General features: G+C 32.6%; 17 protein-coding genes. 16 read left to right on the top strand and 1 reads right to left on the bottom strand.

The features are described from left to right. The first annotated feature begins 90 nt into the window (after nt 1–90). The 7 genes from modA (at nt 91) to LL966_RS05770 (ending at nt 5441) form a co-directional block, all read left to right on the top strand. The gene (gene modA / locus LL966_RS05800; protein WP_229351138.1) at nt 91–864 is read left to right on the top strand and encodes a molybdate ABC transporter substrate-binding protein; all 774 of its coding nucleotides are present in this window, start codon (nt 91–93) and stop codon (nt 862–864) included. Then, nucleotides 861–1265, top strand: coding sequence for a TOBE domain-containing protein (locus LL966_RS05795; protein ID WP_229351136.1), 405 nt, complete (start codon nt 861–863; stop codon nt 1263–1265). The genes modA and LL966_RS05795 overlap by 4 nt, the downstream gene beginning before the upstream one ends. After that, nucleotides 1258–1932: a molybdate ABC transporter permease subunit gene (modB, locus tag LL966_RS05790; RefSeq protein ID WP_229351134.1), complete on the top strand. Its 675-nt coding sequence runs from the start codon at nt 1258–1260 to the stop codon at nt 1930–1932. Before LL966_RS05795 ends, modB begins: the two co-directional genes overlap by 8 nt. After that, nucleotides 1932–2816, top strand: a complete 885-nt coding sequence (locus LL966_RS05785; RefSeq protein ID WP_229351132.1) for an ABC transporter ATP-binding protein — start codon at nt 1932–1934, stop codon at nt 2814–2816. Before modB ends, LL966_RS05785 begins: the two co-directional genes overlap by 1 nt. A 264-nt stretch (nt 2817–3080) precedes the next feature. After that, on the top strand, nt 3081–3323 hold the full coding sequence (locus LL966_RS05780; RefSeq protein WP_229351130.1) for a hypothetical protein: 243 nt from the start codon (nt 3081–3083) through the stop codon (nt 3321–3323). 298 nt (nt 3324–3621) lie between these two features. Further along, a complete protein-coding gene (locus tag LL966_RS05775; RefSeq protein WP_229351129.1) occupies nt 3622–4320 on the top strand; it encodes a DUF1826 domain-containing protein in 699 nt (232 codons plus the stop codon). 98 nt (nt 4321–4418) lie between these two features. Next, entirely contained in the window at nt 4419–5441 is a 1023-nt protein-coding gene (locus LL966_RS05770) for an LLM class flavin-dependent oxidoreductase (RefSeq protein WP_229351127.1), read from the top strand. A gap of 114 nt (nt 5442–5555) precedes the next feature. On the opposite strand, the gene LL966_RS05765 is transcribed toward LL966_RS05770, so the two are convergent. Continuing rightward, nucleotides 5556–6539, bottom strand: coding sequence for an SDR family NAD(P)-dependent oxidoreductase (locus tag LL966_RS05765; protein WP_229351125.1), 984 nt, complete (start codon nt 6537–6539; stop codon nt 5556–5558). A 408-nt stretch (nt 6540–6947) separates the two neighbouring features. Here LL966_RS05765 and LL966_RS05760 point away from each other — a divergent pair, with 408 nt between their 5' ends. From LL966_RS05760 to LL966_RS05720, 9 genes are all read left to right on the top strand, one after another. Then, on the top strand, nt 6948–7136 hold the full coding sequence (locus LL966_RS05760; RefSeq protein ID WP_229351123.1) for a hypothetical protein: 189 nt from the start codon (nt 6948–6950) through the stop codon (nt 7134–7136). A gap of 125 nt (nt 7137–7261) precedes the next feature. Then, nucleotides 7262–7762, top strand: a complete 501-nt coding sequence (locus LL966_RS05755) for a PRC-barrel domain-containing protein (RefSeq protein WP_229351121.1) — start codon at nt 7262–7264, stop codon at nt 7760–7762. Between the two features lie 40 nt (nt 7763–7802). Then, nucleotides 7803–8174 (top strand): DUF4440 domain-containing protein, encoded by a 372-nt coding sequence (locus LL966_RS05750; RefSeq protein WP_229351119.1) that lies wholly within the window; start codon nt 7803–7805, stop codon nt 8172–8174. 215 nt (nt 8175–8389) lie between these two features. After that, the gene (locus tag LL966_RS05745) at nt 8390–9178 is read left to right on the top strand and encodes an SDR family NAD(P)-dependent oxidoreductase (RefSeq protein WP_229351117.1); all 789 of its coding nucleotides are present in this window, start codon (nt 8390–8392) and stop codon (nt 9176–9178) included. 231 nt (nt 9179–9409) lie between these two features. Beyond that, a complete protein-coding gene (locus LL966_RS05740) occupies nt 9410–10216 on the top strand; it encodes a phytanoyl-CoA dioxygenase family protein (protein ID WP_229351115.1) in 807 nt (268 codons plus the stop codon). Nucleotides 10217–10370: 154 nt separating this feature from the next. Next, the gene (locus tag LL966_RS05735; RefSeq protein ID WP_229351114.1) at nt 10371–11057 is read left to right on the top strand and encodes a CDP-alcohol phosphatidyltransferase family protein; all 687 of its coding nucleotides are present in this window, start codon (nt 10371–10373) and stop codon (nt 11055–11057) included. Nucleotides 11058–11059: 2 nt separating this feature from the next. Continuing rightward, complete coding sequence (locus LL966_RS05730; protein ID WP_229351112.1) at nt 11060–11485, top strand: GtrA family protein; 426 nt, start codon at nt 11060–11062, stop codon at nt 11483–11485. Between the two features lie 214 nt (nt 11486–11699). Next, complete coding sequence (locus LL966_RS05725) at nt 11700–12278, top strand: DUF4833 domain-containing protein (protein WP_229351110.1); 579 nt, start codon at nt 11700–11702, stop codon at nt 12276–12278. A gap of 75 nt (nt 12279–12353) precedes the next feature. Next, on the top strand, nt 12354–13778 hold the full coding sequence (locus LL966_RS05720) for an amino acid permease (RefSeq protein ID WP_229351108.1): 1425 nt from the start codon (nt 12354–12356) through the stop codon (nt 13776–13778). Nucleotides 13779–13805 lie beyond the last annotated feature (27 nt).

Below are 13805 nucleotides of genomic sequence, written 5' to 3'. Positions count from 1 at the left end.
TAGATCTTTAGAATTTGCTCTAGAATACCTATTTTTACAATTACAACATTGCTCATTTTCTATTTAAATAGAGCAATCAATTAATTCAGCATGAAAATTAGGAAAAGATTTTGGTCTACTTTGACACTACTTTTATTTTTGTTTTTTGGAAGTGTAACCGCGCAACAAAAAATTACAATTGTAGCGGCAGCAAATCTTAAAGTAGCTTTAGATTCTATAAATACCGTTTTTAAGATTCAAAATCCTAGTATAAATCCGCAGATAACTTATGGCGCTTCAGGAAAATTTTACGAACAGATTTCCAGCGGAGCTCCATTTGATTTATTTTTCTCAGCAGATATGGATTATCCCAATCAATTGGAAAAAAATAAAATGACGGTTTCAAAAGTAAAAATGTATGCAGTCGGCAAATTAGTTATTTGGAGTAAAAAAGCAGATCCGAATACTAAAAAAATAAATAGTCTTTTAGAAGCCTCTATTCGTAAAATTGCAATTGGAAACCCTGCAACAGCACCTTATGGCGAGAAGGCAGTAGAAAGTTTAAAATTTTACAAAATATATGATAAAGTAAAAAGCAAGTTGGTTTTTGGCGACAACATTACGCAGGCAACCCAGTTTGTAACAACTGGAAATGCAGATATCGGTATTACAGCTTTATCTCTTGTTCTGACTCCGAACATGAAAAAAGAGGGCGGACGATATTATATTATTCCAGAAAAAAGTCACACTCCTTTAGAGCAAGGATGTGTAATCTTGAAACACGGAAAAGACAATGCGAATGCAATAAAATTTTATAATTTTATATCTTCTAAAAAAGCAGTTGCAATTTTAAAATATTACGGATACGACACCAAAACGAAATGAATGTACTAAAAGGAATTATATCTGAAATTCAATCACATGAAGGTATTTCGTTAGTCAAAGTTAAATCCAATGATTTCATTTTTTCTTCCATTGTTTTAGATACGCCAGATACAGCAGATTATTTAAAACAAAACAAAGCTGTAAAAATTATTTTTAAAGAAACAGAGGTTATTGTTTCTAAAGATTTAAATCTGAAAATTAGTGTTCAAAATCAGATTCCTTGTTTGGTTAAATCTCTTAAGAAAGGAATACTTCTTACTCAGATTAATTTACTGGCAGACAGGCAAATTATACAATCTATTATTACAACTAATGCTTGTGAGCAGTTAAATTTAAAAGAAAATGACCACGTGATTGCCTTAGTAAAAACGAACGAAGTAAGCTTGTCTGCCGATGATTAACCTAGATCCCTTATGGCTCACTGCAAAATTGGCTTTGATCACGACAATAATTCTGTTAGTGGTGTCAATTCCGCTTTGTTATTGGCTGTGTTATAGCAGATTTAGATTAAAAGCTGTTATCGAAGCTCTTATAAGTCTTCCTTTAGTTTTACCGCCATCGGTTTTAGGTTTTTATCTTTTAATAGCTTTTAGTCCAGAAAATGCTTTTGGAAAATTTTTAGCCGATTATTTTGATATAAGACTGGTTTTTACTTTTGAAGGATTAATTCTAGCTTCGGTATTGTACAGTCTGCCTTTTATGGTAAATCCTATTTTATCTGGATTAAAAAATCTACCGCCCGTTTTGCAGGAAGCCTCATTTACCTTAGGAAAATCTAGAGTAACTACTATAACAAAAATATTGATTCCTAATATTCGTGCATCATTATTCACCGGAATCATCATGACATTTGCCCATACATTAGGAGAGTTTGGAGTAGTTTTGATGGTTGGAGGAAGTATTCCAGAGGAAACAAAAGTAGTTTCTATTGCGATTTACGAAGAAGTTGAAGCTATGAATTACCAAAATGCCAATATATATGCAGGAATATTATTTGTATTTTCTTTTTCTATTCTTTTAGCTGTTCATTTAATCCATAATAAACACAGAAAAACTACTCTTTATTAATGATACAGATTGCTATTTATAAAATGCTTCAAACCGCAAATGGCGAATTGCCATTGGATATTTCTTTGACTATTGAAAAAGGGCAATTTGTTTCTATTTATGGAAATTCAGGAGCAGGAAAAACAACAATACTTCGAGTGTTGTCGGGACTTACCAAAGCAGAAATGGCATCTATAAAAGTGGGAGAAGTAAAATGGGATGACACCAAGAAAAAATTTCATCTTCCTATTCAAAAACGTTCCATTGGATTTGTATTTCAAGACTTTGCTTTATTTCCAAATTTAACAGTAAAAGAAAATTTGGAGTTTGCTTTATCTAAAAACGACTCCAAAGAAATTGTTTCTGAACTAATAGAGTTAATGGAATTACAATCGCTTCAAAATAGTAAACCTCAAAATTTATCCGGTGGACAAAAACAACGCGTCGCATTAGCCCGAGCAATTGTTCGTAAGCCCGAAATTTTATTGCTTGATGAGCCGCTTTCAGCTTTAGACGATGAAATGAGATCTAAACTTCAAGATTATATTTTACAAATTCATCAAAAATACAATTTGACCACTTTAATGGTTAGTCATTCTCTTTCAGAAATCTTTAAACTTTCAGATAAAGTTATTGTCGTTGATAAGGGGAAAATTGTAAAAGAGGGAATTCCTGAAACAGTTTTTTCAGAACAAAAAGTTAGCAGCAAATTTCAATTAACGGGAGAAATAATTAATATTACTAAAAGTGATATTGTGTATGTCGTGCAAGTTTCTTCTGGAAACAATATTATAAAAGTTATTGCTACTGAAGAGGAACTAGACCAGTATAAAGTGGGACAAAAAGTGTTGGTTGCTTCTAAGGCATTTAATCCAATAATTCAGATTTTAAATAAATTAACTTAGCTTTTTTATTTGTTATAAATTGTGTTCAAAACGCTGTTTCATATTATAATTTGTTCCATATTATAATATGAAACCTAATTTAAGTTCTAGAATAATTTAATATGAAGAAGTGGTAATAACTTTGATAATCCTTTAAATATTGAGCATTTCATTATTATTCATGAAATCTGATTCGGCTAATAAAGAAACATTACAAAGTCGGACTAGAAATTGATAAGAGAATAAAAAATCTTATTTATAAACTAAGAACTAAATATCAAAAGTATGCCTCTTCCTGATGAATTATATAATGTAAAATTTGCGGAGCATTTCGAATCCATAAAAAAAATGTATTTGCAAGATGTAACTTTTAAAAGTATTTGTGATAATTATTGTAAAAGTGTTGCAAATGCAGAAATTTACAAGATAAAATTCGAAAATAATCTTCGGAAAAATAAGGATTTTGAAAATCTGTCAATAGAATTAGAAGAAGAAATAAGATTTTATATTATTAGGAAAGGCCTGTAAAATAATACACAAAAATCTTAAAAAAGGCTCGCTGAAAACCCTCAGCGAGCTTTTTAAATTTAAATGGACTTATTCTTTTGCACCAAGTAACAAGAATTAGAACCGAGCAGAAAGTATTTTAAGGAAATGAATAAAATTCATTTTGAAATGATATATTCTCAAGATGCTCCTCTGTTAAAACCGATTGGCTTATTTTAAAAAAAAACAGTTATCATGATCTAAAATAAATGCTGCAACTGGCTACTATTGCATAATTTTGTACTGCAAGAAGTAACTAGCTTTTTTATTATAATACTTTATGAATAATATATTTTCTGATAACAACCAAATAGGATTCGTAACCACTTTTTCTGAGCTGATACATACCGATTTTAAAGGAGAAATGAATGCGCTATGCTGGCACAGAAATTTGGATGGTGATTTTAAGGAGATTGTGAATCGGTTATCTCTAAATGAGAATATAACAGAGATATATCCTGAGGATTTAATCGCACTCCAACTATCAGAAAAAGGAAATGTAGCAAGAGAAATAATCTTAAATGATCTAAAATTATTAACTGATTTTGGAGCTTCACCGTCTTTAAATTTACTCAAGTGTTATGAACGTGATGATGAATTTGATTTCATTTCCACTGATGTTTATTCGTTTCATGTTGATCGATCTCCAATTGCGACAGACACATTTTTGTGTACGTATCATGGTACGGCAAGTGATATAGTTTCTAATTCGCAGGCAGAACAAAAGATTTTAATACCCGAAATAAGAACAAAACTAAAAGAACTGCATGATGGAAATGAGGAAGAATTCGAAGACTTTTTGAAGGAGAATTATTTTGATTTGCATTATCAGTTACATGAGAATGCTACGCCTATTAATTTAGGTTTAATGCATCTTTGGCGTTTGGCTGTTGAGCATCCACAACAAAAAGTGCAACCTTGTATTCATAGAGCTCCAGTTGAAAATGAGGGAGAATATAGGTTGTTGCTGATTTGTTGAAAATTGAAGATCTTTTTAAAATTCCTAAATACTTTTATTCAGGATAAAACGGAAATGATGCGTATATTTGAGATTGAAAAATAGTAACAATTTTATCTATGAAAAAAATAGGATTTCTATCGTTTGGACATTGGTCTAATCATCCATCCTATAAAGTCCGTACAGCAGCTGATACATTACTTCAGTCTATTGATTTGGCGGTTGCAGCAGAGGAAATTGGTGTGGATGGCGCTTATTTTAGAGTGCATCATTTTGCACAGCAGTTAGCTTCGCCTTTTCCTTTACTTTCTGCTATTGGTGCCAAAACCAATAAAATAGAAATTGGTACGGGAGTTATAGATATGCGCTACGAAAATCCTCTATATATGGTAGAAGATGCTGGCGCCGCAGATTTAATTTCAGGTGGACGTTTACAATTAGGTATCAGTAGAGGATCTCCGGAACAGGTTATTGATGGCTGGCGTTCGTTTGGTTATGAACCTGAAGCTGGTGAAACAGATGCTGATATGGGACGAAAAAAGGCTTTAGAATTTTTGGATAAACTTAATGGAGAAGGATTTGCAGAACCAAATCCGTATCCAATGTTTCCCAATCCGCCTGGGTTATTGCGTCTTGAGCCGCAGTCTGAGGGATTACGTGAACGAATCTGGTGGGGAGCAGCATCTAATGCCACAGCAATTTGGGCTGCCGAAAATGGAATGCATCTTCAAAGTTCAACCTTAAAGTTTGACGAAAATGGAAAACCTTTTCATATTCAGCAAGCAGAACAAATCAGGTTGTACAAAGAAGCTTGGAAAAAAGCAGGACATGATCGTGAACCAAGAGTTTCGGTAAGCCGTTCAATTTTTGCTTTAGTTAATGAACAGGACAAATATTATTTTGGAAATCAAGGCAAAGCAGCCGATAGTTTTGGTTATATAGAAAGTGATAAAAGAGCCATTTTCGGAAAAAGTTATGCTGCTGAACCAGATAAACTAATCGCCGAATTAGCTCAAGACGAAGCAATTCAAGAAGCAGATACGCTATTGCTAACAATACCTAATACTTTAGGAGTTGATTACAATGTGCATATATTGTCGTCTATATTAAAATATATTGCTCCAGAACTTGGCTGGCGTTAATTTATTCGATTTTAAAATAAATATTAAAATCCTCCTATAAACATGCCCCAAATAGTGTCTAACTTTTGGGGCATGTTCTATTTATAGTTTTTTCTAATAAAAAACAAGGTAATTTTATTCCCTTTTTCCAAATAGAAGAAGGCCAATACTTATTCCAATTCCGGCAATAAAAGCAAGTTTAAGATCAGATACCGTTTTTGATGACGGATTTCCATAAACTCTAAGCGGTTCTTTTGAGTTGGTCAAAACATTTCCAGGATTATTTTCTTTATCGTCATTAAATTTCATTTTTGTGCGCAAAACCGCTGAAGCTGTATTGATTATTGTTTTTGGGAATAACTTATAAGTGTTTGTGATTGCAGCAGATTTGAAATCTGGAAATAGATCTTTTTTAGGATTTTTCGCCAGTTCTAATATTTTAGAGGCAGTATCACGGGGATCAGATGCAATAAAAGGTATTGTCATTTCAAAACCAGAATACTTAGCAGAATGCAGGTTACCAGTTGAGTTTTGCAGCTGCGGATAGAGATTGCAGATGTGAATATGTTTTCTGTTAGAAATTTCACCCTGCAGGCATTCCATCATACCTCTTATTCCATATTTGCTTGCAGAATAAACAGCACTGTAAGGAGCAGGCATGAATCCACCTATCGATACATTGTTAATTAAAATACCGTCATTCTGTTTTTTGAAAATTTTTAAAGCATTGTAAGCGCCATGCATATAGCCGAACAAATTGGTTTTTAGTACCTGTTGGTGTATTTCTAAAGGAATTTCTTCAAATTTTCCACTGGCCATAACTCCCGCATTATTCACCCAGATATCTATTTTTCCTGTCATTGCCAGTGCTTCGGATGTTACTTTTTCTACCTCATCTGCATTTGACATATCCGCTTGTACACCCATAACCTTGACACCTAGTTCGCGGCAGAATTTTACTGTTTCATCAATTCCTTGCTGGCCTCTGGCAACTATTACGAGATTGCATCCTTCTTTCGCAAATGCTTCAGCTGTAGCTCTTCCAACACCACTGGTAGAACCTGTTATAACAACTGTTTTTCCCTTAAGACTCTGTTCGATTACTGATTTATCTTTCATAATGCTTTTTATTACATGATTAACAACTTATTCTATAGTAGAGTTATGCAGTATATTTTTGGTTGCCGTAAGACTGTTTTTCTCGTTGGTTCTACTGGAGGTGCTTTTCGCAATATACTTTTTCTCCGAAGTTCTGGAACTAAGGATTCTGTTCTTCTGATTTGGAAAATTCATAAAATTTAAATTAATGATGAACAATTGATATTAATTAACCATTCATAAAATTAGAGCAATAGATTTCGTTGCTGTTATATAATTTTAATTGGTAATTGTCTAATTTATAGATGGTTTTATAGTTTCTTACTGGGAATTTTATAAAAGAAGGATGAAATTTAGTACGTTATCAAGCTATATAGATTTGTAATTTTATTCTTAATTAAAAATAATTATAATCAAAAACAATAAGTTATGGCGGAAATTAAGATTGAGAAGAAAAAGCCTGTATGGCCGTGGATTGTAGCAATCCTTCTAATTGCAGCAGTTGCATATTATGTCTTTGCAAAAGATGATGAGACAAGAAACGATAGGAGTGTAGAAACCGAAAATGCTGTTAGTACAGATACTACAACCTTAGCCACAGATACTATAGCAGAGTAATTAAAACAGCAAGGACAGCATTATGTTGACATAATTAATTTATTGCCACCAAATTGAGGCAGAAATGAAAGCTGAAAATTTTTGAAAGTCCTGCTAAAATTATAATACAATTAAAGAAAATTGATATGGAAACTAAAGAAAGAAACTTATATAAACTAGACGAACTTTCAGATTACAAAATTGCTTCAAACTATTCAGACGTAAGAGGCTGGAAAATAGTTGATGCTGACAACCGAACTATTGGAACGATTGATAATCTGTGGGTCAATAAAGAGATGCAGCGAGTAATCTACCTGGATGTAAAGCTGGATAAAAAATTGATTGAAGACAAACATAAGGAAGTGCACGATGCGATTGCTTATGATAATGGAAAAGAGTTTGTTTATAAAGATGGAGATAGTCATATCATCATACCAATCGGATCAGTCAATATAAATAGCGACACTAAAACTGTGATGGCTAATGGTATTGGGTATGACACATTTAGAAATACAAGCAGATACCATAGAGATCAAAATTTTGATAGAAACTATGAAAGAAACGTAATGAGATCGTACTATCCGGCATTTAATTACGAAAATGATGATGACGGTTTTTATAATCACAAAGAATTTGATAATCGTTAAAAGTAAATTAAATACTGGTAGTATTAAAAACTAAGAAATCATGGAAACGGACATCTTTGAACTGGAAAAAAAATATTGGCAAGGAATGGAGAATCATAAATATGAAACGGTAAAGAATCTCACTTCTTTTCCTTGTATAATCGCTGGTAAAAATGGCGTACACGAAGTAGATGAAACCAATTTCAAAAAAATGTTTGAATCTGGAGACGGAGATAAAATAAAAGTACTAGGATTTTCTGATGTTAAATCCCAGCTATTTATGGGAACTACTGGGATAATAGCGTATATAATAGAACTGCAGGATACAAAACAAAATAAAACGATGAAATGTGCCTGCACTTCAACCTGGATACAAGAAAACAATAATTGGACATGTGCCCTTCATACCGAAGCGGAATTGTCTGAATTATAAGCAAGATTGTATGGAAATTAAAAGGTAATATTGAAATACTTTCAGATACTTGCTTGTTACACAAAACTCCTTAGTTTTACTAAGGAGTTTTTTTATTTAAGTGATTTCGCAAAGTAGTCTCTTTATTTTTGCTTTGTTATGTTTGCATTAGAGGTTATAATTACGGATCTAGCGTTTTATAATTAATTATTATATTTGATTATTAAATCAATAAGATGATCGAAAAATCTAAACCGTATGCTTTAATAACTGGTGCCAGCAAAGGCATTGGAAAATCTATTGCTAATGAATTGGCTAAACAGGGCTTTCCATTATTGCTTGTTGCAAGAAGTGATGAAGAATTAAAATTATTATCAGCTGATCTTCAAGCTAAATATGGCATTAATGTTTTCATTTTATCAATTGATCTTTCAATAAATGGTGCAGCACTAAAAGTAGGTGATTGGATAAAAACGAACAATTATCCAGTTGGAATTTTAGTTAACAATGCTGGCTATGGCGTTTGGGGCGATTTTAGCCAGTCTGCTCTAAGCGATCAGTTGGGTATGATGCAACTTAATATGAATGTAGTAGTAGAACTATCGCATTTATTAGTTCCAGTACTTTCGCAAGAAAAACAAGCTTATATCTTAAATATATCGAGTACTGCAGCTTACCAAGCTGTACCTACACTAGCTGTTTATTCGGCTACAAAGGCTTTTGTGTTGTCTTTTACACGTGCCTTACGTTTTGAACTTGCCCAAACTTCAATTTCAGTAACCTGTTTTAGTCCAGGTCCAGTTGATACTGGTTTTGCTGCAAGAGCTGGTTTAAGTGCTTTAAATAAAATGGCTGAAAAGTTTAATATGCAGCCAGATGAAGTGGCAAAAATGGCAGTAAAAGCCATGTTCAGCAAAAAATCTGAAGTTATTCCAGGTTTTACTAATATCATTTCGGTGTACGCCAACCGTATACTACCAAAGGCCTTTATAGAAAAAACTGCGGCTGGGATTTATAAGATCTAATTTTTTTTTTCAAAAAAACATTAAAAAAATTTTGGCAAATAAGAATTTATATTACATTTGCATAAATGTCTACTAATTCTATAGAGTATATCTAATATGAGAAATAAGTTTAATTTTCCTAGAGGTCGAATGCAAGTCAACATGCGAATGTGTTGTTGCTGTTGTTGCTGTTGCTAATCCTTTTAGAAAAAATCACAAACATTATTATTTCATTTATTAAATATATTTATCATGGTATCTTCTTATAAAACATTTACCCTTACTGAGCAATTAACTAATGAACAAATTGCATTTTTTAACGAACATGGTTTTATTCATTTCAAAAAATTCATAAATCCAGAAACAGTTTCATCTATTATTGAGGCCTCTAAACAAGTGGAGCAAAATTGGATTGAAAACGATCTTCAAAAAGTAAATGGTGTTCCTATTAAATTCGGAAAAGATTTAGATGGTTCTCCTATTGTACAACGTTTTGCTTTTATCAATCAACATCATCAAACCTTAAGCGGTCTTTTGCTTGATCCAAGATTTAATGGTTTAATGCCTTTGGCGGGCGATGGCGCAAGATTAGGTACTGAAGAAAAAGACGGAATGGTTTTCAATCATTACATCAATGGGCCAGAAAGTAAGTTTACTAAAATGGGCTGGCACACAGATGGTTTGAGAGATATTTTTTATGGTGGAAAACTAAACCCGATGCTAAATGTGGGGATTCATTTAAGTACTTTAAAACCTGAAAACGGAGGTCTTAAAATCATTCCAGGAACTCACAAGCAAAGTATTTATCAAATGCTTTTCCGTAAAAAATACTTTTTAGACAATAAACCCGATTCGGAGGAAGTTTCAATCAATCCAGAAGCTGGAGATTTAACTATACATGATGGTCGTTTGTGGCATAGAGTTGCAGAATCATCTATTCGTGGCGAAGAAAGTAGAAGGAGAGTTATATATATTCCAATTATAGCAGGGAAATATGCTCCTAAAAATGAGAACAGTCCAACGGTTTTCTATCAACGTTTTGCAGGTATTGTTAAGTAATTATGTTAATTATTATTGCGTTTAGTTATCTGGTTAGATCAGGTAAGCTAAAAAGTACCACAGATTTTTTTAAAAATTCACAAAGGAAAATAAAATTAAGAATTGCAAAACTAGAATTGGCGATAGTTTCAGGTTTACAAATACTGGGCTAATAATGGGAAAAGAAACACAGCTTGAAGATTTTAATGCAATTGCACAAAGAACATTCTCTGACCGTAAACGAACTAATATTTTAAAAAGAGCAGAACAGTTAACGATTGTATTTTTGCTTCCAAAAGTGCCTAAATTCATTTCGCCAAACGTGCTCACATTCATTGGTACGCTTGGTTCGGGATTCGTTTTTTTAGCCTTTGTTTTAGGTGCTTATTTCACAAAATTATATTTGCTTTTGGGTATTATCGGTTTGGCTATAAATTGGTTAGGAGATTCCTTAGATGGAAGATTGGCTTATTATAGAAATATTCCGCGTCGCTGGTACGGTTTTGCACTCGATATTATTGCCGATTGGATTGGTATTGTACTTATAGGATTTGGCTACTACATTTATGCCGATAGTGGCTCACAGATAGTAGCCTTTGCTTTTGTCTCATTGTATGGCTGGTCTATCATCATCAGTCAGTTACGCTATAAAATTACAAATGAATACAGTATAGATTCAGGCTTTGTTGGTCCAACAGAACTTCGATTTATTATTGCTTTAATTTTAATTTTAGAAGTTCTATTTCATGGATCAATTGCATATTTGGCTGGTTTAATCTCTATCATTTTGTTTATAATCAATACAATAGACAGCTTGAAACTTTTAAAGTTGGGCGATTTAAAAGATAAAAACCAAGGTTAAAAATGTTCAAGAAAAAGTCCGTTTACACTTTTCTACAAGCACAAGTTGCAGCATTTGTTGGCGGTGTTATCGATTATGGCTTAATGATTTTATTGACAGAAGTATTTAAATTGCATTTTGCATTTTCTATTCTAATCTCAGGAACTGTTGGCGCAATTATCAATTTTAGCATTAACAGATTTTGGGTATTTAAAAATAAATCTGGTTACAGCAGCCACATCAATAGTCAGCTTTTCAAATTTGCGTTAGTTGTATTGGGAAGCATTTCTTTAAAATCATTCGGTACGCTTGTTTTTCAAAAAGTATTTCAAATCGATTATAAAATCGGAAGATTAATTACGGATAGTTTTGTTTCTTATGGCTTTAATTATCCACTGATTAAATATTGGGTTTTTAGAACAAAAGAAAAACAGAATGTAATCGAGTAAAATTAATCTGTATAGTTCAAAAAAAAGTAATTTAACACATAGAAACATAGGTTTTTAGGTTCGTAAAAAGAATATAAAAAAGAAACTAGTTTCTTCACACATAGCTATGTTTGCTAATATTAGTGAAATGCCCTTATAAGTTTACAATATCTATGATTCTATGTGTTAAAAACTACACTCAATTGGTTAAAATTAGAATAAAAATATTTCGTTTATGAATACATCATCATTTAAATATTTTACAAAATCACTAATCGTTGTAACGATTTTAGTGCATATAATTTCTGGAAATCTATTGGCGCAATCTAAAAATCCGTCGCCGTTACATTTTCCTACACCAAAAAATATCGATAATATGCTGTTTTACATTCAGCGAGACCCTAATATAAACACGGCTATTTATGCCATTAATTATCAAGAAAATGGAAAAATTGACAAAAGCAATCCTATAAAAACATATTGGATTCGATACGCTGAGAAAGGGGAGAAAAAAGATCTTAATTATATGCAACGCAAATTTGCATACGGAATAGAAAGTAAAACTTTAAATAATGACGAATTTGAATTTCAATTTGTATCATATAAAAAGTTGCCCTTAACCTTGAAAAAAGTAGATTCAGATCAAAAATATCATGTTTTTGTGAATGTAAATCAGAAAAAAATTCAGGTAGAAAAAATATTCGTGCGTATTGAAGGAGGTTCTTTCTGGCTGCCAAATGTTAAGTATGCTGAAGTTACCGGAATTGATGCTTCTTCAAACAAAACAATTACGGAAAGAATGTTGTTAAAATAAGACATTCGATAAATTAATTATATCTTCGCTGTTTATACATTTGTGAGTACATTTAACTCCCTTAAAAATTAATCTGTGAAACAAAAACACGAAGATATAGAAGGCAATCAACTTAAACGTGGATTGACTAACCGTCACATTCAGTTAATTGCTTTAGGTGGATCTATAGGAACAGGTCTTTTTCTTGGTATTGGTCCGGCGGCCGTTTTAGCAGGACCATCTGTTATTTTAGGATATGCTGTTGCTGGAATTATCGCTTTTTTTATTATGAGACAACTTGGCGAAATGGTTGTCGAAGAACCTGTATCAGGAAGCTTTAGTTATTTTGCCTATAAATATTGCGGTTCATTTACAGGTTTTGCATCTGGTTGGAATTATTGGATTTTGTATATTCTGGTTAGTATGGCAGAACTTACAGCCATTGGGGTTTATGTACAGTTTTGGTGGCCAGAAATTCCGCTTTGGGCGTCCAGTTTATTTTTCTTCTTAGTTATTAACGCTTTGAATTTCGCCTCGGTAAAAGTGTACGGAGAAACTGAATTTTGGTTTTCTATTATAAAAGTTGCTGCCATTATTGCCATGATCCTTTTTGGAACTTATCTGCTCATAAGTGGAACAGGAGGAGAACACGCCACGATTCATAATTTGTATAACGATGGAGGTTTCTTTCCAAAAGGGGTTTTTGAAAAAAATGCAACGGGCAGTTTTCAAGGTTTATTATCAGCAATGGCTTTGATTATGTTCTCTTTTGGCGGTTTAGAACTAATTGGAATTACCGCAGCGGAAGCAGAAAATCCAGAAAAAAACATTCCGAAAGCGACCAATCAGGTTATTTATAGAATCTTGATTTTTTATGTTGGCGCATTGGTCATTTTATTTGCTTTATCGCCTTGGAGACAAATTACAACAGATAGCAGTCCGTTTGTGATGGTTTTTCAAAACTTAAACGGAATGGAATTTGAGTTTTTTGGGCACAAAATATTTTTCACAAGCCTTATCGCTAATGTGCTTAATTTAATCGTTTTAACAGCAGCTTTATCTGTATATAACAGTAGTGTTTACAGTAACTCCCGAATGTTATTTGGTTTAGCGGATCAAGGTAGTGCGCCTCAATTTTTAAAGAAGCTAAACAAACAATCGGTACCTGTTAATGCTATTTTAGTTTCTTCCTGTTTTGCCGCTATCTGTATTTTAATCAATAAAGTAATTCCAGAAGAGGCTTTTAGTATTTTAATGTCTTTAGTAGTGTCTTGCTTGGTTATTAACTGGGTTATGATTTCGTATACGCACCTGCAATTTAGACGTGCAAAAGACAAGGAAAATACCAAAACGAAATTTGCTTCTATATTTTATCCCGTAAGCAATTACATCTGTTTCCTATTTTTATTGGGTATTTTATTCATTATGTGGATGACAAATATGGAGGTATCTGTAGAATTGATTCCGATTTGGCTGGGAATTCTTTTTGTGTTTTATAAGGTTTTTAAAACGAAGAAATAAATACAGAACAACAAAGAATTCATATCG

The organism is Flavobacterium chungbukense, assembly GCF_020805785.1.
In the GTDB taxonomy this organism is placed as follows: Bacteria; Bacteroidota; Bacteroidia; order Flavobacteriales; family Flavobacteriaceae; genus Flavobacterium; species Flavobacterium chungbukense.
The sequence above is the reverse complement of the archived record's forward strand: the minus strand, read 5'-3'. Positions and strand labels throughout refer to the sequence as shown.

Coding starts and splice junctions, on each gene's coding strand:
- LL966_RS05795 (WP_229351136.1), top strand. CDS start 861: ATGAATGTACTAAAAGGAATTATATCTGAAATTCAATCACATGAAGGT.
- LL966_RS05745 (WP_229351117.1), top strand. CDS start 8,390: ATGATCGAAAAATCTAAACCGTATGCTTTAATAACTGGTGCCAGCAAA.
- LL966_RS05730 (WP_229351112.1), top strand. CDS start 11,060: ATGTTCAAGAAAAAGTCCGTTTACACTTTTCTACAAGCACAAGTTGCA.
- LL966_RS05780 (WP_229351130.1), top strand. CDS start 3,081: ATGCCTCTTCCTGATGAATTATATAATGTAAAATTTGCGGAGCATTTC.
- LL966_RS05725 (WP_229351110.1), top strand. CDS start 11,700: ATGAATACATCATCATTTAAATATTTTACAAAATCACTAATCGTTGTA.
- LL966_RS05735 (WP_229351114.1), top strand. CDS start 10,371: ATGGGAAAAGAAACACAGCTTGAAGATTTTAATGCAATTGCACAAAGA.
- LL966_RS05750 (WP_229351119.1), top strand. CDS start 7,803: ATGGAAACGGACATCTTTGAACTGGAAAAAAAATATTGGCAAGGAATG.
- LL966_RS05755 (WP_229351121.1), top strand. CDS start 7,262: ATGGAAACTAAAGAAAGAAACTTATATAAACTAGACGAACTTTCAGAT.
- LL966_RS05760 (WP_229351123.1), top strand. CDS start 6,948: ATGGCGGAAATTAAGATTGAGAAGAAAAAGCCTGTATGGCCGTGGATT.
- LL966_RS05775 (WP_229351129.1), top strand. CDS start 3,622: ATGAATAATATATTTTCTGATAACAACCAAATAGGATTCGTAACCACT.
- modB (WP_229351134.1), top strand. CDS start 1,258: ATGATTAACCTAGATCCCTTATGGCTCACTGCAAAATTGGCTTTGATC.
- LL966_RS05765 (WP_229351125.1), bottom strand. CDS start 6,539: ATGAAAGATAAATCAGTAATCGAACAGAGTCTTAAGGGAAAAACAGTT.
- LL966_RS05740 (WP_229351115.1), top strand. CDS start 9,410: ATGGTATCTTCTTATAAAACATTTACCCTTACTGAGCAATTAACTAAT.
- modA (WP_229351138.1), top strand. CDS start 91: ATGAAAATTAGGAAAAGATTTTGGTCTACTTTGACACTACTTTTATTT.
- LL966_RS05770 (WP_229351127.1), top strand. CDS start 4,419: ATGAAAAAAATAGGATTTCTATCGTTTGGACATTGGTCTAATCATCCA.
- LL966_RS05785 (WP_229351132.1), top strand. CDS start 1,932: ATGATACAGATTGCTATTTATAAAATGCTTCAAACCGCAAATGGCGAA.